At 59.3% G+C, this 19,857-nt stretch carries 20 protein-coding genes and 1 riboswitch; of the genes, 9 read left to right on the top strand and 11 right to left on the bottom strand.

The window, feature by feature from the left end:
* Positions 1-62: 62 nt before the first annotated feature.
* From VB780_RS24445 to VB780_RS24435, 3 genes are all read right to left on the bottom strand, one after another.
* Positions 63-1,904, bottom strand: a complete 1,842-nt coding sequence (locus tag VB780_RS24445) for an ABC transporter ATP-binding protein (protein WP_323353797.1) — start codon at positions 1,902-1,904, stop codon at positions 63-65.
* A 189-nt stretch (positions 1,905-2,093) separates the two neighbouring features.
* The gene (locus tag VB780_RS24440; protein ID WP_323353796.1) at positions 2,094-2,501 is read right to left on the bottom strand and encodes a biopolymer transporter ExbD; all 408 of its coding nucleotides are present in this window, start codon (positions 2,499-2,501) and stop codon (positions 2,094-2,096) included.
* 130 nt (positions 2,502-2,631) lie between these two features.
* Positions 2,632-3,279 carry a MotA/TolQ/ExbB proton channel family protein gene (locus VB780_RS24435; RefSeq protein WP_323353795.1) on the bottom strand — a complete coding sequence of 216 codons (648 nt, stop codon included), beginning with the start codon at positions 3,277-3,279 and terminating at the stop codon, positions 2,632-2,634.
* Between the two features lie 299 nt (positions 3,280-3,578).
* On the opposite strand from VB780_RS24435, the gene VB780_RS24430 reads away from it, so the two are divergent.
* Positions 3,579-5,045 carry a TonB family protein gene (locus VB780_RS24430; RefSeq protein WP_323353794.1) on the top strand — a complete coding sequence of 489 codons (1,467 nt, stop codon included), beginning with the start codon at positions 3,579-3,581 and terminating at the stop codon, positions 5,043-5,045.
* A 33-nt stretch (positions 5,046-5,078) separates the two neighbouring features.
* On the opposite strand, the gene VB780_RS24425 is transcribed toward VB780_RS24430, so the two are convergent.
* Both VB780_RS24425 and VB780_RS24420 read right to left on the bottom strand, forming a co-directional pair.
* Positions 5,079-5,381: a hypothetical protein gene (locus tag VB780_RS24425; protein ID WP_323353793.1), complete on the bottom strand. Its 303-nt coding sequence runs from the start codon at positions 5,379-5,381 to the stop codon at positions 5,079-5,081.
* A gap of 259 nt (positions 5,382-5,640) precedes the next feature.
* Positions 5,641-7,287 (bottom strand): AarF/ABC1/UbiB kinase family protein, encoded by a 1,647-nt coding sequence (locus VB780_RS24420; protein WP_323353792.1) that lies wholly within the window; start codon positions 7,285-7,287, stop codon positions 5,641-5,643.
* 158 nt (positions 7,288-7,445) lie between these two features.
* Positions 7,446-7,621: riboswitch (cobalamin riboswitch) on the top strand.
* A 51-nt stretch (positions 7,622-7,672) separates the two neighbouring features.
* Here VB780_RS24420 and VB780_RS24415 point away from each other — a divergent pair.
* Positions 7,673-8,332, top strand: a complete 660-nt coding sequence (locus tag VB780_RS24415; protein ID WP_323353791.1) for a HupE/UreJ family protein — start codon at positions 7,673-7,675, stop codon at positions 8,330-8,332.
* A 35-nt stretch (positions 8,333-8,367) separates the two neighbouring features.
* Here VB780_RS24415 and VB780_RS24410 read toward each other — a convergent pair whose 3' ends face one another.
* Positions 8,368-8,757 carry a pentapeptide repeat-containing protein gene (locus tag VB780_RS24410; RefSeq protein ID WP_323353790.1) on the bottom strand — a complete coding sequence of 130 codons (390 nt, stop codon included), beginning with the start codon at positions 8,755-8,757 and terminating at the stop codon, positions 8,368-8,370.
* A 259-nt stretch (positions 8,758-9,016) separates the two neighbouring features.
* Here VB780_RS24410 and VB780_RS24405 point away from each other — a divergent pair, with 259 nt between their 5' ends.
* Complete coding sequence (locus VB780_RS24405; RefSeq protein WP_323353789.1) at positions 9,017-9,640, top strand: hypothetical protein; 624 nt, start codon at positions 9,017-9,019, stop codon at positions 9,638-9,640.
* A 47-nt stretch (positions 9,641-9,687) separates the two neighbouring features.
* Here VB780_RS24405 and VB780_RS24400 read toward each other — a convergent pair whose 3' ends face one another.
* The 3 genes from VB780_RS24400 to VB780_RS24390 all read right to left on the bottom strand — a co-directional run bounded on the left by VB780_RS24400 (position 9,688) and on the right by VB780_RS24390 (position 11,887).
* Positions 9,688-10,680, bottom strand: a complete 993-nt coding sequence (locus VB780_RS24400) for a ligase-associated DNA damage response exonuclease (protein ID WP_323353788.1) — start codon at positions 10,678-10,680, stop codon at positions 9,688-9,690.
* Between the two features lie 169 nt (positions 10,681-10,849).
* Complete coding sequence (locus VB780_RS24395; protein WP_323353787.1) at positions 10,850-11,134, bottom strand: DUF3493 domain-containing protein; 285 nt, start codon at positions 11,132-11,134, stop codon at positions 10,850-10,852.
* A gap of 135 nt (positions 11,135-11,269) precedes the next feature.
* Positions 11,270-11,887, bottom strand: coding sequence for a hypothetical protein (locus VB780_RS24390; RefSeq protein ID WP_323353786.1), 618 nt, complete (start codon positions 11,885-11,887; stop codon positions 11,270-11,272).
* Between the two features lie 220 nt (positions 11,888-12,107).
* On the opposite strand from VB780_RS24390, the gene VB780_RS24385 reads away from it, so the two are divergent.
* Positions 12,108-12,518, top strand: a complete 411-nt coding sequence (locus tag VB780_RS24385; RefSeq protein ID WP_323353785.1) for a cupin domain-containing protein — start codon at positions 12,108-12,110, stop codon at positions 12,516-12,518.
* Positions 12,519-12,561: 43 nt separating this feature from the next.
* Here VB780_RS24385 and VB780_RS24380 read toward each other — a convergent pair whose 3' ends face one another.
* Together VB780_RS24380 and VB780_RS24375 are read right to left on the bottom strand one after the other, a co-directional pair.
* Positions 12,562-14,688 carry a glycoside hydrolase family 10 protein gene (locus VB780_RS24380; protein WP_323353784.1) on the bottom strand — a complete coding sequence of 709 codons (2,127 nt, stop codon included), beginning with the start codon at positions 14,686-14,688 and terminating at the stop codon, positions 12,562-12,564.
* 5 nt (positions 14,689-14,693) lie between these two features.
* Entirely contained in the window at positions 14,694-15,041 is a 348-nt protein-coding gene (locus VB780_RS24375) for a translation initiation factor (protein ID WP_323353783.1), read from the bottom strand.
* A gap of 230 nt (positions 15,042-15,271) precedes the next feature.
* Here VB780_RS24375 and VB780_RS24370 point away from each other — a divergent pair, with 230 nt between their 5' ends.
* The 5 genes from VB780_RS24370 (at position 15,272) to VB780_RS24350 (ending at position 19,294) form a co-directional block, all read left to right on the top strand.
* Positions 15,272-16,015, top strand: coding sequence for a succinate dehydrogenase/fumarate reductase iron-sulfur subunit (locus VB780_RS24370; protein WP_323353782.1), 744 nt, complete (start codon positions 15,272-15,274; stop codon positions 16,013-16,015).
* Positions 16,016-16,144: 129 nt separating this feature from the next.
* The gene (gene glmS / locus VB780_RS24365) at positions 16,145-18,052 is read left to right on the top strand and encodes a glutamine--fructose-6-phosphate transaminase (isomerizing) (protein ID WP_323353781.1); all 1,908 of its coding nucleotides are present in this window, start codon (positions 16,145-16,147) and stop codon (positions 18,050-18,052) included.
* Between the two features lie 85 nt (positions 18,053-18,137).
* Positions 18,138-18,554, top strand: coding sequence for a XisH family protein (locus tag VB780_RS24360; RefSeq protein ID WP_323353780.1), 417 nt, complete (start codon positions 18,138-18,140; stop codon positions 18,552-18,554).
* On the top strand, positions 18,542-18,877 hold the full coding sequence (locus VB780_RS24355) for a XisI protein (protein WP_323353779.1): 336 nt from the start codon (positions 18,542-18,544) through the stop codon (positions 18,875-18,877). Before VB780_RS24360 ends, VB780_RS24355 begins: the two co-directional genes overlap by 13 nt.
* A 78-nt stretch (positions 18,878-18,955) precedes the next feature.
* Positions 18,956-19,294, top strand: a complete 339-nt coding sequence (locus tag VB780_RS24350; protein WP_323353778.1) for a hypothetical protein — start codon at positions 18,956-18,958, stop codon at positions 19,292-19,294.
* Positions 19,295-19,857: the final 563 nt, after the last annotated feature.

Below are 19,857 nucleotides of genomic sequence, written 5' to 3'. Positions count from 1 at the left end.
TTCTAGGCCGTCCTTTGCCCCTGGTTGGATACTGATTCAGCTATTTTCCCCTCGGCCTTGGATTAAACCCGATCGGCCACTACTCCAGACCGGAGTAGGCGCGCGAACCGCGACTGGGCATCTTGGGCTAGGTCAGCGCGATCGCCGTACTCCACCGCCTGCCCCTGCTCCAAAATCAAAATCTGGTCGGCCCGCTCCACGGTCTTCAGCCGGTGGGCAATGATAATCCCCGTGCGGTTTTCCAACAGCCGATCCACCGCCCGCTCAATCAGCTGCTCCGTCTGCGGGTCGAGCCGCGACGACGCTTCATCCATGACCACCAGCCCCGGATCTTTGAGGAATACTCGGGCAAAGGCCAGCAGCTGCGCCTGCCCCGCCGACAGCCCGCCGCTGTCGGCCCCCAGTTCGGTATCAAGTCCGGCGGGCAGCGCCTCCAGCCAGGGCATCAGGCCCAGATCCTCAAGGGTTTGCAGAATGGTGCGATCGCCAATGTGCCCATTAAAAAACGTCAAATTATTCCGCACACTGGTCTGAAACAACTGCACATCCTGCGCCACAAACCCCACATGGTGGGGCAGCTCCCGCAGCGGCACCTCGGCAATATCCACCCCTCCCAGGCGAATCTGCCCTCGCTGAATGTCATACAGCCGCAGCAGCAACCGCGCCAGGGTGCTCTTGCCGCTGCCCGTGCGACCTAGCAGGCCGAGGGTTTGCCCAGCGGGGAGGTAGAGGGTGAGGGATTGGAGGGTGGGGTGATGGGGAAGGTGGGGGTGATGGGGTGATGCAGTGACGGGGTGATCGGGTAATGGGTTTTGAATTTTGAATTTTGAATTTTGAATTTCCCCACTCCCCCACTCCCCATACCCAAACCACACCCCCTCAAACTCCACCGACAGCGCACCCGTGGGTAAAACCCCTTGACCGCCGGGGCTCACCTGAGTCTGGTGCCCCAATAAAGCCTGAATACGCTGGATACTGGCCTGGGCCTGCTGGAGCTGTTCTAGCTCTTCGCGGATGCGCTCGATCGGGTCTTGCAGCAGGGTGGCGTAGTAAAAGAGCAGGTAGACGGTGCCGATGGTGATGACGGCCTGGCTCCAGAGGTAGGCACCAACGGCCAGGGCGATCGCATTGCCCAGCGTAAATAACCCCACGGTGCTGCCCCACAGTAGGGTGCTGGTAAAGCGGGCCTGGTGGAAGGCCGCCAGCCACCGCCGCAGAATTTTGTAAAACCGATCCATCACGTAGCCCACGGCCCCGTTGGCGCGGATATCCTCAAGCCCGCTGAGGTGCTCGGCCACAAAGCCGTAAAATTCGGCGCTGATCTGGCGGTAGATACCCCAGGGGCCAATGGCCAGCGTTTGCAGGCTACCCAGCACCCCCAAGGCCACCAGGGCAAACAGACTCAGGCTCAGCCCGGCCCGCCAGTCTTCGAACCAGAGAATCACCAGAACGCCCACCACCAGCAGGCCATTGCCCACCACCTGCAACACAAACTGCGAGAAAAACCGCGACAGAGCATCCACGTCGCCATCAACCCGCTCCACCAGCTCGCCGGGGGTATGGGCTTTGTGAAAGGCTAGGTCAAGGTTCAAGGCATGGCGGGCTAGATCCAGGCATAGGGTATTCGTAGCGCGCCAGGCGATGGTTTCGCTGAAGTAGGTGGTGGCGATCGCCAGTCCCTGCTGCAAAATTGCGATCGCCACAAACGCCCCCGCCGCCCACAGTAGCGATTGCTGCTGCCCACCTGCGATCGCCGTATCGATGAAGTAGCGCAACAGCTGCGGGTTGAGCACCTGCAAACCAATACCGCCAAACAGCGTCAACCCCAGCCAGAGTACTCTCATCTGGTGGGGCTTCAGATAAGTCGCCAGAAAATTCCAATACTGCTGCGCCGAGGCATCCATCGTGAGATCAGCCCGCCAAAAATTCAGCCCACAGCTTAGCGGCCCAACCGCTAAAAAAGGGTTCCCAGCCGGAGTTTTTTAGCGCTTAGCGGGAGTCGAGCATGATTGACCGCCAAAGACCCCAACCCCGCGAACGCACCTCACATTCCTATCGCCCTGTTACTTTTTCATCCCCTACCCCACCCACTCTCACTCTGGCTGTCGCGTCGCAATCCCCAACGTTGCCCCCTCAATTTCCCGCAGCTCGTCCATCACGGCGATCACGCGGCCGTGGCTGACCGCCTCATCAGCGTTGATCACGATCACCGATTCCTGCGTGCTACCCATCAGGTCACGCACCCCAGCCTGAAGATCTTCGAGAGTAGTTGCCTGCCGATTTAGCGCAATCTCGCCCGACTCCTCGACGCTCACCGTGATGCGGGTACGCTCTTGTAGTTCAGCACTAGCGGCCTGGGGCAGATTCACCGGCAGCGACTCTGACCGAGTGAGAAACAGGCTGGAGATAATGAAAAACGTCAAAATCGCAAAGATGACATCGATCATCGGCACAATGTTGAGTTCAAAATCTTCTTCGGGTTCTTCAGGAAGGTAGGACATCGGCGTGGATGAGTGGGGGATCTGGAGGGTATTGGATATCGAGTGCTGGGTTATCGGCATCCCCTCTAGGGAGGGGCAGGGGTGGGCTATTGGGGTATCGGCTATCGACCTGACACCTAATAACCAGCCCTTATCTCATCAGCGACTCTTCCTTAAGCTGGCTCCGCTGTTCGTAGCGGGTTTCGTAGAGAATCTCAAACTGGCCGCCGTATTCTTGAATCAGCGCGATCTGGCGCTTGTAGAAGCCACGAAATAGGTTGGCAAACAGCAGCGTGCCAATGGCGACGACCAATCCGGCAGCGGTAGACACTAGGGCTTCGCTAATACCGCCCGTTACCGCGTTGGCATTAGAACCCATGTCGCCCAGCTGAATGGCGGCAAAAGACCTAATCAGGCCGAGAATAGTGCCCAGCAGTCCCAGCAGCGGAGCAACGCTGATGATGGTGGCAAAAACAGTATTGAACCGCCGCAGGTGAGGCAGTTCGGCCTGCATAGCGCTGGCTAGAGCCAGGTGAAACTGCTTGGGGCTGGCCCCCTCAATATCTAGCGCCTCTAGGAAAATGCGGGCAATGGGCAGGTTTACGTTCTGCCGCAGCTTGGGATACACATCCACAGGTGCTTGCCGATAGGTGCGTAGCACATCTTGCATGACCGGGCGCTGGCGGCGATTGATGCGAAACCAGAAGAGGGAGCGCTCGACGATGAGGGCGATCGCCAAAATCGAGAACCCCAGCAGCGGCCACATCACGATGCCGCCCGCCGCAAACATAGTACCCATAAGCTTCTATTGATAAATGCTATCAAGAAGCATTCACTCTGATTTGCGATCCAATGTCAAGTCAATGTCAAAATTTAGTTGAGACTATTTTCAGCAGAGAGACAGGTTTAGACTGCTCTAGGGCCCAATCAGCAGAGCGTACTTTCAGTAAATGCCCTTCTATATCAATATTTCAGCCACTGATTATAGTCCTGCCCTCAGCAACGACCATTGATCTGTCTACGGCACCTCATCATCTTAATGAAATTGCTTGCCAATTGTGTAAGATAGCTAAGACGCCATTTCTGGGATTAGCATCCGTGAGTCTTTCTGAGATTTGTAGTCAACAGCACCAGCGCGATCAGCAGAAACTCCGCAAGATTCTGCTCTGGGGACTGTTGGGTTCACTAGGTGCGCACGGGGTGGCCCTCAGTCTGAGCCAGTTGAACCTCTGGCAGCGCGTTGCCACCGATGAGCTAATGCCCATTGAGCTGATTGTCACCGACTCCCTCACCGAGCCACTTCCCGACGAGCCCGAGGTCTTGCCCGACCCCACCCAGCCCGCCGAACTCAGCACTCAAACCAATGATCCAGCGGCGGCAACGGCCAGCGCCCCACCCCGGGCAGCGGTGGTGGCCCCACCTGCACCAGTGACGCCTCCGGTCGAGCCTGTTTCCGCCGACATCCCAGAACCGCCAGAAGACACCCAGACCGAATCGGCCTTAGAAGAACCCCAGCCCATCGCTGAAAACGAACCAGCCCTCAGCGAGGACGAACCAACGGAGACGGCTGAAGCAACCCCAGAGGAACTTGACTCGGAGGAACTTGAGCCAGAAGCCCTCGCCACTGAGCCGACTGAATCTCAGTCTGAGCGCCTGAGCGACCTGCTCCAGCGCCTGCGCGACTCCCAGTCAGACTCTGGCACTAGCACCGCTACCGCACCCACCGGGTCCACCACCGCTGGCGGTGGCACGGTTCCCAATGCCCCTGCGGGCGACAGCCCTGGGGTCGCGGCAGCCCCCTCTACTACCCAGGGCAGCGGCCAGGGGCAGGGGTCGCGCACCGTCGCCTGTCAAAACTGCGTGCGCCCCAGCTATCCCCAGAGCGCCCTGGCCGAAGGGGCCGAGGGGCAGCCGATGGTGAGCGTTGACATCAACCCCGATGGCAGCGTGCGCAGCGTGACCCTGACCCGCTCCAGCGGCAACCCAGCAATTGACCAAGCCGCTATCCAGGCCGCTAGAAACTCCCGCTTTCAACCCGTCTCAGGCGGGGCCAGCGTACCCATTGAGTATGACCTGACCATTGAAGGGTCGCGCCGCAACCGCGACGCCCGTCGTCGGGGTGAGCGCCAGACCGTCGATGTACCTACGCCCCCACCGTCAGAAACCGCCCCGGCCACAGCAGAATCTACGCCAGCCCCAGCCCAGCCCAGTTCTAGCCCCGAAACACCTGCCGCAACGCCTGCCGAAACACTCCCTGAAACCCTGGACGAAACTCCAGACGAAACCCCGGCCCCAGCTGCCGAGGTCGACCCTCCAGCTGAGGCACCGGCCACTGCCCCAGCCGCCGAGACGACCGCCCCCGCTGACAACGCTCCCCCTGAGTCGGCTCCTGAGTCGGCTCCTGAGCCCGCCCCGGTGGCTCCACCAGTTCCAGATGCTCCACCCCCAATCGCTCCCCCAGTCCCGGTGGCCCCACCGGCAACTCCAGCCCCTGCGGCAGAGCCCCCACCCGCTCCAACTCCTGCGGCACCAGCAGCACCGCCTCCGACTGAGTCAGGGGAATGACCATAGCGTTATCGCCACATTTCAGCAGTTAATTTAGGGTTTGCGGTGGCGATCCCTAGGGATCAATCGGGCGGCAGACGGTTGGCCTTTACCCCAGTAAACGCGAAAGCTCCGGGGCACCCGCCAGGGGCAGACAGCCAGGTAGAGCACCACCAGATGCACGCCGCATTTGCCATGAAACACGCTGATGAGATCCGAAAAGGCCTTGAATTTACCTCGTTTCTCCAGCGTCGTCATGTCTAGAATCACGTGCAGATGGGGCCGACGGCCCCGAGGTCGGTAGCGCTTTAGTGCTTGGCCAATCGCGTGGCGCATCTGGCGAATGACCTGCCGCACTGACTAGGTGTACACCGTGAGAAATCGACTTAAGACGCTGGCAGACTTCAGGTGACTATGCTCAGGCAACGGTGCCCCTTGCGCTTTGAGAAACAGTTCTAGGAAAGCTTTCAGGCTTTGGCGCCGACGTTAACGACAACCGCTACCGTGGCGATCGCCCTATCCAAGAAGCTCGCGCCCTCTGGGTGCAGGCTGGTTGGCATCCCCCATCGACCGATCTGCGTCGGCCAGTAGATTCAAAACCCTAAACGGCGGCTATTTACCGCCGCCGGGGAGGCCGCACAATGCTAAACAGCAGCCACAGTCCAAAGAAACTGGCCGCCGCAAACAGCACAATGCTCAAAATCTGCCCCTGGGACGACTGCCGCCCCGTGGACACGATCGCGGCCCCGACAATCAGCGCCGCCACCACAATACTGAACGACTGCCGGTTAGAGGCGGCATCCATGCTGCGGCGCAGGTCATCTAGACCCTGAATGCTGAGGGTAAATTTGAGCTGCTCTGAACTGAGGCGATCGAGCAAAAACCCGAACTGGCGCGGCGAGCTGAGCGATAGATTGCGAAACTCTAGCCCCGTGCGCAGCAGCGCCTGAAGCGGATCATCCCCTACCAGCTGCTGGCGAAACAGGTCGGCCATCAGGGGGCGCACTTCCTCGATTAAATTCACGCCGGGGTTAAACTGCCGGGCGGCCCCCTCCAGGTTGGCCAAGGATTTGGTGAAGAGCCCCACATTAGCGGGCCAGCGCAGGTTATTGCGAATGCCCGCCGCCAGAATTTCGCCAAAAATTTCGGCGGTGTTGATCTGCTCCAAACTGAGGCCATAGTAGCGGCCCAGCAGGCGGGTGTAGTCGCTCTCTAACCGAGCCAGGTTCACGGGCTTGAGGGGTTCGGCCAGCTGGAGGGTGAGCTGGGTGCAGCGCTGGGCGTCGCAGTTGACGATCGCCAACACCATTTCGGTCATGGTATTGCGGGTGCGCGGATCCATATGGCCCATCATGCCGCAGTCGAGCAGGGCCACCCGGCCATCAGTGAGGTAAAAGATATTGCCGGGGTGGGGGTCGGCGTGGAAAAACCCATCGACAAAATACTGCTTAAAGAACGCGCGAAACAGCAGCGTAGTGGCCGCCGCCCGCAGGCCAATAGTGCTGCTGTGGACGTCTTCAGCCATCAGGTTGGCCTTGAGCAGGGGGGTGCCCTCCAGCCACTCCATGGTCATAATCTTGGTATTGGTCAGATCCCAATAGATCTGTGGCACGATCAGCTGGCTAGCGTCATACCAGGTGCTTTTAGACAGGTTGCGCCGCAGCTGATCGGTGTAGGCGGCCTCGGTGGTGAAGTCGAGTTCGGCGTTGAGGGCGTCGGCAAATTCTTCTGCTAAATCGACCACGTTGTAGCGCTGGCCAAACTGGGTCGCCGACACCAGCCGGGCAATATCGCGAATTAAGGTCATGTCGCGCTCGACCTGGCGCTCGATGCCGGGGCGCTGCACCTTAAGAGCGACTTGGCGGCCATCCTTGAGCACGGCTTTATGGGTTTGGGCAATGGAACCGGCGGCGATCGCCCGGTAGTCTAGCCGCTCAAATAGCTCCTCCGGGGGCCGCCCCAGGTGCTGGCGAATGTGAGCCTCAATCTCCTTGGGGTCTACGGGGGGGACAGTGCTTTGCAGGCTGCTGAGTTCTTCGATGTAGGCCGGGGGCATGAGGTCGGGACGGGTGCTCAACAGCTGCCCCAGCTTGACGTAGACCGGCCCCAGGTCAGTCAAAATATTGCGCAGCACTGCCGGGGGCGGAATCTCGGGCTCGTCGGCTTTGCCGCCCACCAGCAACCGCCGCATATAGTCCCAGCCGTTGCCGAGCACTACTTCAATAATTTCTTTTTGTCGGGCTAGACGTGACGAGGAAACCATTGGGGGCAGAGGTGGCAGTTTGCCTGATGGTAGCGTATGGGGGAGATGGGGAAGGCAAGGGAGATGGGGAAGGTGAAGTAAGTGGAAAGGTGAGGGAGATGGGGGAGGGGGGTGACTATTGGTGAACCTAAGGGGAAAGGCGGATTAGCCCGGTGCTATGATGCTTGGGCGCTGTCGGTTCCGGTGGGGATCAGCCACTGGAGGCAACGGGGAAAGTGCAGTGCAAGACTGCCGCTGTCCCGCAGCTGTGAGGCTATTTTGGTGTTCGGCGAGGTATCTCGCCGAACACCAAAATAGCTGAGCCAGAACGCCCGCCGATCGCCCATCTAATTTCCCCTGTTCTTTCTTCGTCTGCGAGGTACGGATGAATTATCGATTGGCTGCCTTGAAATCAATTACGGCTGGTTTTTCACGGAAGCTGCTAGGGCGTGGCATCGGGGGCGCGATCGCCGCCCTGCTGCTGCTGCCCCTGCCCAGTTTGGCCCACCACGCCATGGGGGGCGAGTTGCCTACCTCCCCTATTGAAGGCTTTGTATCGGGTCTAGCCCACCCCGTGATTGGCCTCGACCACCTAGCCTTTGTGGTGGCGGTGGGGCTGCTGGCAGCAGTTAGCGCCTGGGGCATTGTGATCCCCATGGTCTTTGTGCTGGCGGCCATGGCCGGGGCGGGGCTGCACTTGACTGGTGTCACGCTACCGGCAGCGGAGCTAGTAATTTCTGGGTCGGTGCTGGGGTTTGGTGTACTGCTGGCGCTCAGAGATCGGCCCCAGAGTATTGTCATTACAGGATTGGCGGCCCTAGCGGGGCTGTTTCACGGGTATGCCTACGGCGAAGCCATCTTCGGAGCTGGGGCCATGCCCCTGGCGGCCTACCTAGCTGGCTTCACAACCGTACAGATGGGCATCGCAATGGCGGCCTTTTTCTTTGGGCGGCAGCTTAAGCAGGGATCTACAGCGCTGTTTATGCAGCGGGCCGGCCTGGTGATTTGCGGTATTGGCGCTGCGTTTTTAGCGACCACGCTGGTCAATACCCTGCTGCCCGTCTAAGAACATCCTAAGGGTGAGGGCTACGGCTATAGTTGCTAGCGATCGCGCTTTAGACCCTGCTGCACCGGGTCAAACCCCTGGGGAAAATGGGTTTCCTCAGGGTCGTAATCGGCAGTGGCGAGGGTGGCTCCGCTCAGATTGGCCGTTTTGAGATTGGTGCCAATGAGCATCGCCCCCCGCAGGTCGGCTCCGGTGAGGTCGGCTTCGGCCAGGTTGGCGTAGCTGAGGTCGGCTCCCCGCAGATTGGCCTGGCGCAGGGTACTGCCGCTGAGGTCGGCATAGCTGAGGTCGGCCCCCTTAAGGTCGGCCCCGCTCAGGTCAACCTCTGACAAAATGATGCTGCTAAAGTTACGCTGCCCAGAGGCATAGACCTGCAAGAGATCCGCAGCGGAAGCAATGTCGGCGATGGGGGTGGGCTGGGTCATGGCGAATCCTGGAATAGACTCCTTCAGCTTAGGGGTTGACCACAGACCCAGGCCACAGTCGTAACCATCCTTTAAGGGCCTCTCTGGAGGGGCTATGGTTAGACTGCCGGGAAGGCGATTGAGGGTCTAAATGGGCTAAATTCTGCCCTATTTCTGCTTGGGGCTGAGCCTGTTATGAAATAGGCACAGGGGCCTAGGCATAAATGCTTGAGGGAGCGGTATGCTTAAGCCGTTTGGTTGAGCCAGCGGTGCATTCCCTATGACCCTATCTCCTGCTTGGGCGGCGGCCCTGTTTATGCCCGCAGCCGTGGGATTGCTGTACCAGGCGGTGCAGCCCCATCCCTGGCCCTATCGTCTGCTGGCTCTGGCGTTGTTGGTCGGCATTTTTGAGCAGGCCCATATGGCCAGGGTCGATCTACGTCATGTTCAGATTGTGGGGCAACGCTGGAGCGATCCTCGGTTGCAGTCCTTTGGCCGGGTCGTCGTTTGGGCTGTCGTGGGTCAGCTGGCAGGGTTTTATGGGGCGGCGGCAGGCTATTTAGGCAGCGGCATGGCGGTGATTATGCTGAGCGTAATGGGCTTTAACCTGATGGCTAAGATTCGGCTAGAGATCTCCAGTTTGCAGCCGATTCAGGCGGCGGGCTGGCGATCGCGCCTCGGTGTGCTGGTGTTAGATGCGATCGCCCTCATCCTCGCCCTGCTGTGGATTGCCCAGCAAGTTCAGGGCTGGGTTGCCGGGGGGTTGTTCACCATTACCGTGGTCTACGGCATCAGCAAACTGATCACCTACGCCGCCGCCCTGCGCTCTGGTGCAGCGAAAAGCTCAGCGATCCATGTCGCTCACGCCGCTCAAGAGCATCCACAGACCTCCCAGCAAAATTAGCAGGGCCAATCCGCCCATCGCTGCGTCTAGCCAGGATGTTGCTTCCATTAGATATCCCCCTCTCCCTCAAACAGCGTGTCTAGGGGCATGGCCGCTAGGTTTAACGATTCTTGCAGATAGCGCGACACCACGTCTGACTGGCCATGGGTAACGTACACCGTTTTGGCCCCAGTATCTTTCACCGTTTGAATCAGCCCTGGCCAGTCGGCGTGGTCAGAGAGCACAAAACCGCGCTCGTAGCCGCGCCGCCGCCGCGCCCCCCGCACCGCCATCCACCCCGAGGCAAAGGCGGTTTGGGGATGTTTAAACCGCTTCATCCAGCTAGAGCGGTGGCCCGAGGGCGGGGCCAGCACCAGATCGCCCGTAAATTTGTGGGTACGAGGTATTTCTGACGTGCAAATCGTCGGCACCATCGCCACACCCTGCTGGCGGTAAATCTCGGTCAGCACATGAATTGCGCCGTGGACGTAGACGGGCCGATCAGTCAGCTTAACCAGCTCACTCAGCACTCGCTGGGCCTTGCCAAAGGCATAGCAAAACAGAATCGACGGGCGCTCAGGATCGCCTTGCCACCAGTCGTAGATCTGGCGGGTGGTTTCGGCACCGCTTTCCCATCGGTAAATCGGCAGACCAAAGGTGGCTTCGGTGATGAACGTGTCGCAGGGCACCACCTCAAAGGGGGCGCAGGATGGGTCGGCGCAGCGCTTGTAGTCGCCCGATACCACCCACACCTCATCCCTGTGCTCCACCCGAATTTGGGCTGACCCCAGCACATGCCCCGCCGAGTGCAGCGAGACCCAGGTTTCGCCTAGCTTAAGTTTTTCCCCGTAGGCTACGCCCTGAAGCTGAATGTCTTCCCCCAGCCGACGCCGCAAAATGCCCTCTGACTGAGCGGTAGCGACGTACTGGGTCGAGCCCGATCGCGCGTGGTCGCTGTGGGCATGGGTAATCAACGCCGTCTCCACGGGTCGCCAGGGGTCGATGTAGAAGTCGCCTTTTTCGCAGTAGAGCCCCTCGGGGCGCACGGTAATTAGCGTCATAGGGAAACCTCACGCTGGTGGGATCCGCCAGGGTGATCCCCCCTGCCCCCCTTGAAAAGGGGGGTGTTAGAGAGATTCTTTAATGTCAGGAGTCTGGGGAGATTAGGTTTGAGCAGGGGTTTGAGCAAAGATGTGCCTCACAAACGTCAGGGAACCAGCAAAATACTGGCTAATCCTTCTTTTCTAGGCGAAAAAGCAGAATCACAATCCCAATCACCCCTAGCTGCACTCCCAGATTGGGCAATGCGCTGCTGACATCGCGCCCGGCCAGCAGTTGGGTAAAGAACACAAACGCCCCGATCGCCCCCGAGATCCCCACAGCCCCATAGATAAACTTACGCAGGCTTTTGTAGGGGGCTTGGGCCTCGGCCTTCAGCCGGGCATATTTCTCGCGGCTCATGCCCTGGGGGGGCGTGTCTGGCAGTTGGTCGGGGCGGCTATATTCAGGGGGCATCAATCGGGCCTTAAGCGGGAGAGCATACTGTCATCCTACAAGGCATTCCCTGTGCAGTGGCAGCTGACTCAGTTGCCCTGCGCCCCGACAGTTACCTGAGGAATTGCTTCCCCAGTTGGATCCTAGCGGCTCACACTACCGAAAATTGCAGGCTACCCCAGCCCACAGGTTGGTAATAGTGCCAGTGGGTTCGGCCGAGGTAAGTAGCCCATAGAGATCCCCCGCCGAAAATTCGATCCCGAGGGAACTGTCAACCACCTCGACGGTATAGGACGCCTCTAGCTCTTGGCGGGTGGAGCCAATGCCAATGCCTGAGGCGGTGGTTAGGGCGGTGTCGTCGTCACTGGGTCGCAGTGCCCAACCCACAAAGGTATCGTCAGCGGCGTTTAACGCTAGACCACTGGGCCAAGTTGCGATCGTCAGCGGGCCAGAGGGGCACTCGCTGTTCTCGCCAATCTCTTCGGGCTCACCCAAGATTTGGGTGACGACGTCTAGGGTTGGGGCCATGTCTGTGTCAAAGGCCAGGGCCGTGGTAGACCCGGTCTGCAAGTTCACCAGTTGTAGACCTTCCCCCGTCAGGATGAGGCCAACCTCCTCGGCCTGAGGCGTTTCGGTAGGCGTTTCCGTGGGGGTTTCTGCGTCAGTGGAGGCTGGATCTGGGGCGGTAGTGTTACCGGTGCAAGCGGTGGTGGTGATGAGTAGCGATAGCCCCAGCAGCGCAAGGGTTTGAGAAAAATGATTTTTTTTAGGCATGGTTCTAAAGGTTTTGGGTTATGACTGGGAAAATACAGCTTAGGCGAAGGGGTTTGCTCAGGAATCAGCTGCTGTCCACCCAGTAAACAAGCTGCGTTGGGCACTCAAACCTGACGCACCCTCAGAATACGCGGTGGTGCGTCACGCAAGCATTAAGTCTCGTTGCCAAGCCCGTTCCCCCGGCTACCCCACTCTGATCCGCATCTTTGAGGAAACCGCCATGGCTAATTCAGCTGCTTTTACGCCCGCCGATGCCGAAATTGTTACCGTGCGGCCCCAGCACGACACCGCGACGCTACAAAAGCTACCCTACTTTGTGGGCATTTCTGGCGCCACGGCGGGCTCCCACGGCATTTCGATGAATTTGGTGATTATTCCCCCTGGGGCTTCGGCAGAGCCCCACTTTCACAAAGACTACGAGACCGCGATTTACATTCTCCAGGGGCGGGTCAAAACGGCCTATGGCGAGGGGCTAAAGAAAACCATCGTCAACGAGGCTGGGGATTTTCTCTACATTCCACCGGGGGTGCCCCACCAGCCCACGAATTTGAGCGACAGTGAACCGGCGCAGGCCCTCGTAGCCCGCAATGACCCCAACGAGCAGGAGAATGTGGTGCTGTACGAGGTTTGAAGGTGAACAGGTTGGCAGGCTAAACATTCAACCTGCCAACCTGCTAACCCCCTCGACTAGGACGAGTGGCGGGGGTAGCAAACGCCTGCTGGAGTTTATCGACTCGTTGGGTAGCGGTTTCGGGCGGGGGCGAGATCCACAGCGATTCGTAGAAAAAGAAGGACATGCCGGAGTAGGCGCGATCGCGCACCGCCGCCATCTGCTCAGTAATAAAATCCATCTTCACCGGAGCCGCCCGGAGGCCGCTGAGAATGCCGATGTTGACCGGAATCTTGCGCCGCGCCGCCTGAATCGATGGCTTGTTCATCTCCCACATAAAGCGGTTTTGGTCGCTACGGTAGACCTGCACCACCAGCTCATCGACAATGCCCCGATTGACCCAGGTCGGCCAGTCTTGCAGGTAGTTGGTAAAGGCAAAGGGGTAGGGGTTGGGCGAAATCGACACCACCGCATTGGGCCGTCGCGCCTTCACCAGCTTGTGCACCTCGGCCAAAAAGTCGGAGATTTTGTTGGCCCGCCAGGCCATCCACTCGGCGTTTTGAGGATCATCGGGCGGAGCCTGACCATTGTGCTCGGCCCGGTAGAGGTTGATGGTGAAGGGGTCATAGCCAAAGTCCACCGGCAGGCCCAGGTGGTCGTCGAACTGAAAGCCATCCACTTCGTAGTTGGAAACCAACTCGTTGATCAGCTCTAGCTGAAACTTCTGCACCTGGGGATGGAAGGGGTTCATCCAGCGGCGCGGAATCACGTTGCCCTCCATCCAAATGCCGGGGTCGTTCACCGCGTTGGGGTCGGGGAGAAAGTCGTCCTGGGCGATCCACTGGTCAACTCGGTGCTTTTCGCGGGCCAGATCCCCAATCTTAGGAGCATCCAATGCGGAGTTGAACTTGGCGGTACGCTTAGATTCGTTTAGATCCGCAGCCAGCTTAGGTACATCCCTCGGTCGCGTAGAATCGCGGGGGAGCAGGGGCGTGGGCTCAGCTCGCTTTTGGGTAAACCAGTCGGGGTGGCGACGGTAGAGTTCGTAGTTGGCGGGGGCCATGAAGCCAAACTCAAACCAGGGCACCACGGCCATGCCTCGGGCGTGGCCCATAGCGATCGCCTCACGCAGCATGTCGCGATCGCTCTCGCTAGCGGGGCCGGGGGCGCGCAGGTCACCGTAGAGGTGCTGGCTCACCCCTAGCTCGCGCCGGGCGGTGGCGCTGGGGTAGAGGGTGTGGCCGTAGTTCCACACCACGGGGTAAAGCGTGTTGAAGTTGAGGTCGGCCAGGCGGGTTACTGCCGCTTGAAGCCCTTCGGTGGAAAACAGCACCTGGCTATCTACATTGGTTAGCCACACACCGCGCGTTTCGCGGGCGGGGGAGACGACGGCGGGGGGCTGGGCCTGGGCCACCCAGGCGGGGTTAATTGTCCGGCTCAGGGCAGGATTGTTTGGCGCGGCGCGACACAGTAGGGCCACCGCTTCACCCCGAGTCAACCGCTGGGTGGGGTTGAGGCGGTTGCCCTGGGGATAGTTCACCACCACGCCCTGGGTGAGAGCAGCAGCTACCCCTTCGCGAGCGTAGACGGGCACCTGGCGGCCATCCTCTAGGCTGGTGTTGATGATGGTGTTGGCGGCAATTTGGTAGCTGCCGCCCAGCTTGGTGGCCAGGGCCATAATGCCTTCGGCCCGCACCAGGGGGCGATCGCGCTGAAAGTACTGGTCGGGATAGTGGGCCGCCACCGTGGGCGCGATCTGAACCCCCAGCGCCCGCTCTAGGGGGTTAGCCCACCCCTGGGCTGGCCCCACAGGCGAGAGCATGTTCAGCAGGGTCACATAGTCGCCCCACAGAATCGGCTCATCGGGGTAAAACAGCCCCCTGGCGTCGGGGGCGATCAGGCGCTGTTCGACCAGTTCCGTGATGCAGTCCTTGGCCCAGTGGTTTTGAATATCGGTGGGAATAACGACAGGAATAGAAGGCCGTAGCAGGTTGGGCCTAGGATCCGCCTCGTCACCCAATCCCTGCTTAGGGCCAGTGGCCTGGGCCACCTCAGCCGGAACCATTGCCGCTGCCTTGGGCAGCAGGGGCAGTAGCCCTGAGCTGCCCGCAACTAGAATCAGCGCCGCGCTAAATCCGAGTAGCGATCGCCGCCACCCCCTACCCATCCATCCCCTACCCATCCAGCCCATACCCTTCAACCTCCACTCCGTTTGGCCTGATAGCCCTTGGCCACCAGGAGTTCGACTAGCTTTTGGGCGTGGTCGCCCTGAATCTCAATGGTGTCGTCTTTGGCGGTGCCGCCGGTGCCGCACTGGGCCTTGAGCTGCTTGGCCAGGGCGGTGAGCTGGTCGGGGCTGTGCTGAAACCCGTTGACAATGGTGACGGTTTTGCCGCCGCGCCCTTTGCGGCTGACCTGCACCCGCACCGTTTGCTGGTTAGGGGGGCGATCAGGCACCCCCCGCGCCATGGGGTCGGCGGGGCCAAACTCGCGGTAGGCGTGACGGTCACTTCCAGAACTGTTGCCAGCCTTGTTCTTACCCATAGCCATTACCTGAACTGCCTGATTTATACCACTGGTAGGGATACCTCCGGGCATTGCCATAGGCCAGATTGCGATCGCGGGCTGGATTGGGCCATAGTCCTCCCCCGGTTGTCATCAGAACTTGCAGGTAGCGGCAGGCGGCGGCGGCTCTGGGGGCAACATCCAGCCGTTCTTCTCTCTGATAGGAGGATTACACTAGAATCAGCAGCTTCATCCTCCGCAGCACTTCTATGCAACTTCACCTCAAGGTCTGGCGTCAGGCCGATGCCGATACCCCCGGCCAGCTCTGCACCTACACCGTGGCCAACGCCCACCCCGATATGTCGTTTCTGGAACTGCTCGACGTACTCAACGAGCAGCTTACCCACGCGGGCGAGGTGCCGGTGGAGTTTGACCACGACTGCCGCGAGGGCATCTGCGGCTCCTGCGGGGTGATGATCGACGGCAAGGCCCACGGGGGGCTGCCCCAGACCGCCACCTGCCAGCTCTACCTGCGCCACTTCAGCGACGGCGACCACATTACCATCGAACCCTGGCGGGCCAAGGGCTTTCCGGTAATTAAGGATCTGGTTGTCGATCGCTCGGCGCTCGATCGCATCGTCATGGCCGGGGGCTATATTTCGGTCAAAACCGGCTCGGCCCCGGAGGCCAACGCCATCCCCATTCCCAAAGCCAACGCCGATGCCGCCTTTGACTACGCCGCCTGCATTGGCTGCGGGGCCTGCATCGCGGCATGCCCCAACGCCTCGGCCTCCCTCTTTACGGCGGCCAAAGTGGCCCACTTGGCGCTGCTGCCCCAGGGCCATCCCGAACGCCACCAGCGGGTGCTGGCCATGGGCGACCAAATGGCGGCGGAGGGCTTTGGCGACTGCTCGAACCACGGCGAGTGCCAGGCCGTCTGCCCCAAGGGCATTTCAATTGATGCGATCGCCTCTATGCGCCGGGAGTATGTGCGATCGCTGACGGGGCTATAGCCTCATCCCCAGAGCCGACTCGGCAACCTGGCCCCTACCGATCTCACCCGCCGAGGCAACGTGTATTCTATAGTGTCAGTCTGACCCGACCCGCCCGTAACCTCAGGTCGTTACCCCAGGAGACAGCGTATGTGTGGCATTGTGGGATACATTGGCACCCGGCCCGCCGCCGACATCTTAATGGATGGTTTGCGTAAGCTCGAATATCGCGGCTACGACTCTGCCGGGCTGGCCACCGTGCTCGAAGGCGAGCTGCACTGCGTGCGCGCCAAGGGCAAACTGCAAAATCTGCAAGACAAGATCGACGGCGAAGAGAACCCCGCCCGCCTGGGCATTGGCCACACCCGCTGGGCCACCCACGGCAAACCCGAAGAGCACAATGCCCACCCCCACCGCGACGGCAGCGGTCGCCTGGCCGTGGTGCAGAACGGCATCGTTGAAAACTACCGCGAGCTGCGCGAAACTCTCAAGGCCCTGGGTCACCAGTTTGTGTCAGATACCGATACCGAGGTGGTACCCCACCTGATCGAGTCGCACCTGAGCCAGCTCAGCCCTGAAGATACTCAAGGCAAATCCCTGCTATTGGAAGCGACCCGCCGCGCCTGTCAGCAGCTGCACGGGGCCTTTGCCCTGGCGATTATTTCCGCCGACTATCCTGATGAGCTGGTGGTGGTGCGCCAGCAGGCTCCCCTGGTGATTGGCTTTGGCCAGGGCGAGTTTTTCTGCGCCAGCGACACCCCGGCGATCGTGCCCTACACCCGTGCCGTGCTGCCGATGGAAAATGGCGAACTGGCCAGCCTGACGCCCCTGGGTGTGGAGGTGTACAACTTTGAGGGCGATCGCCAGCGCAAGCACCCGATCACCCTGAACTGGAACCCCATCATGGTGGAGAAGCAGGGGTTCAAGCACTTCATGCTCAAGGAGATCTACGAGCAGCCCGGCGTGGTGCGCACCGCCCTGGAAACCTACATCAACAGCGCCTGGACGGCGGATAGCGCCAGCACGCCCCTTTCCCCTATTGCCCTGGGTCTGCCCGACGCGCTGCTCGACGGCCTCGACCACCTGCAAATCGTCGCCTGCGGCACCAGCTGGCACGCTGCCCTGGTGGGCAAATACCTGATCGAAGACCTGGCCAACTTGCCGGTGATGGTGCAGTACGCCTCGGAGTTTCGCTACTCGCCTACCCCCCTCATCCCCAACACCCTGACCATTGGCGTTACCCAGTCGGGGGAAACTGCCGATACCCTGGCCGCCCTGGAGATGGAGCAAGAGCGGCGGGCCGCCCACCCCGACCCGCGCTTTGCCCCCCGCATGGTGGGCATCACTAACCGAGCCGAAAGCTCCCTCTCGCGGCTGGTGCCCCACATTATCGACACCCACGCGGGCATTGAGATCGGGGTGGCGGCGACAAAAACTTTCACCGCTCAGGTGATGGCGTTTTACTTCTTGGCCCTCGACCTGGCCCACCGTCGCCAGACTTTGACGGGCGATCGCATCGAGGCTATTCTCACCGGGCTGCACCAGCTGCCCGCCTACATCGAGCAGGTGCTCGAAAGCCAGGAGCGCTATATCGAAGAGCTGGCCCACGAGTTCAACGAAACCCAAGACTTTATCTTTTTGGGCCGGGGCATCAACTTCCCCATCGCCCTCGAAGGGGCGCTGAAGCTCAAGGAAATCAGCTACATCCACGCCGAGGGCTACCCCGCTGGCGAAATGAAGCACGGCCCGATCGCCCTGCTCGATGCCAAGGTGCCCGTGGTGGCGATCGCTATGCCCGGCAGCGTCTACGACAAGGTGCTCTCTAACGCCCAGGAAGCCAAGGCCCGCGACGCCCAGCTGATTGGCGTGGTGCCCATGAATGACACCGATGCCCAGGAAACCTTCGATCGCCTGCTGCCGGTGCCCGTAGTCGATGAGCTGCTGTCACCGATTGTGGCGGTGATACCGCTGCAACTGCTGGCCTACCACATCGCGGCGCGGCGCGGGTTAGACGTAGATCAGCCCCGCAACCTGGCCAAATCGGTCACAGTCGAATAGGCCAAGAGGCCAGGGTTCTTAAAGAACTCTGGCCTCTAAATAAGCTGAGGATGCTGTTTTACACTAGCTCTGCCCCGCGACGTTCATGGCAGCCAGGGATCTCTTCCATACCGCAGTGAGACATGGTCTTGAGAAAGATCAGTGGCGGATTTCTAGCGATCCTCTAGAGCTGGATTGGGAAGAAGTCAAAGTCAAAATTGATTTAGCGGCTGAACGGTTGATTGCGGCTGAACGAGGCGAAGAAAAAATTGCCGTAGAAATCAAAAGTTTTATTAGCCCGTCTCCGGTGAGCGATTTTCACACCGCTCTAGGGCAGTTTTTGAATTACAGAATTATGCTAGAAGTTAAGGAGCCTGGGCGCGATCTTTACCTGGCTATACCGATAGACACCTACGAGACATTTTTCCAGAGCCGCTTTGCTCAAACGGCTGTGGAGCGTTACCAGCTTAAGCTCATCGTCTATAACCCAGTCTCAGAGGAGATTGTCAGATGGATAAGTTAGAGCATTATCGAACCTGTATTCAAGCGCTGCTAGAGCAGCATAGTCAGTACAAAACCCAGGAGGAAGGGGTCGATAATCTTCTTGTGTTTGACACAACCCGTGACCACTACCAGCTGATGCGCGTGGGTTGGAAGGGGCTAAGTCGGGTTTATCATACGGTGCTTCATTTCGACATTGAGGATGGCAAAATCTGGCTTCAGCAAAACACAACGGATATTGATGTTGGGCAAGAACTCGTCGATATGGGTGTTGCTAAGGAGGATATTGTTCTGGGTTTGCATCCTAGCTACAAGCGCCCCTATACGGGCTATGGAGTCGCCTAGAACCCCAATCGCGCAGATGAGCTATTTCGGGAGACTATATTCGAGTTATGAGGCTGAAGCGTTAGGAGCTAGCTGATCATGCCGAAGAAGAAAACTGCGTCAGTTGTCGGAACCTGGCACATTTACGAAATGGAACTATGGGATGAGAATTATTTCAATATGGAGGTGCAGGCCTACATCACGATCAACCAAAGTGGGATGGGAGATTTTCAATTCGGCTTGGTCGCCGGAGGTTTGGATGGAGAGTTTGTCCGGGAGGGCGACACTGAACGGGTTGAGTTTACCTGGGGGGGTAATGACGAGTGTGATGAAGCCTCTGGTAGCGGCTGGCTGAGGCTAAAGTCGGCAGATGAGGTGGAAGGGAGCATTGCGTTGCATGGGGGTGATCGCTCTGCCTTTGCCGCTCGGAGAGCTTGATAGTTCGATCGCCGCCTTCAGAACAACGCATTTGCCGTACAGATCAGATATGAATCACTGCTAGAAACGGATGAACCTATTGACCGAGAGGGGGCGATCGCACTCGTCAGCAGTTTGTATGCTGCTGCGGTTAGCCAGGTGAGTCTGGCGGGAGAGTAGGGCGATCGCTGCACATAAAGCCTGGATGTAGATTAACCTCACAACTGGCAGCTAAGCATGACGAGTTTGAAGCGATACAACAATTACTGTTGGACTCAGAGATAGTTTCTTACAATGAGTCAGAACTAGAGGCATAAGGTTGCATTTTTGTATTCAATGTGACGTTTCCGCAAAGTATGGTGAAGCTACTAGGCCAATATTAAGCAAAACCACAAAAGAGAATATTGTTTAAAGGGAAGAGTTCATGAATTTCAAATGTGAGCCATTGAACAACTAAAGGGCACCTCGAAAAATAGCCAGAGCGATCTCAATATGAGATCATAAGGTTGGTTTGTTGACGTATGAATGCTATGGGACAGCAGGGGTTCTGGGATGTTAAAGACCGGCAGCAAAAACTGGAGCAA

This window comes from Leptolyngbya sp. CCNP1308 (assembly GCF_034932455.1).
Classification (GTDB): Bacteria; Cyanobacteriota; Cyanobacteriia; order Phormidesmidales; family Phormidesmidaceae; genus Nodosilinea.
Note: the sequence above shows the minus strand (reverse complement) of the source record. Positions and strands in the feature narration are given on the sequence as shown.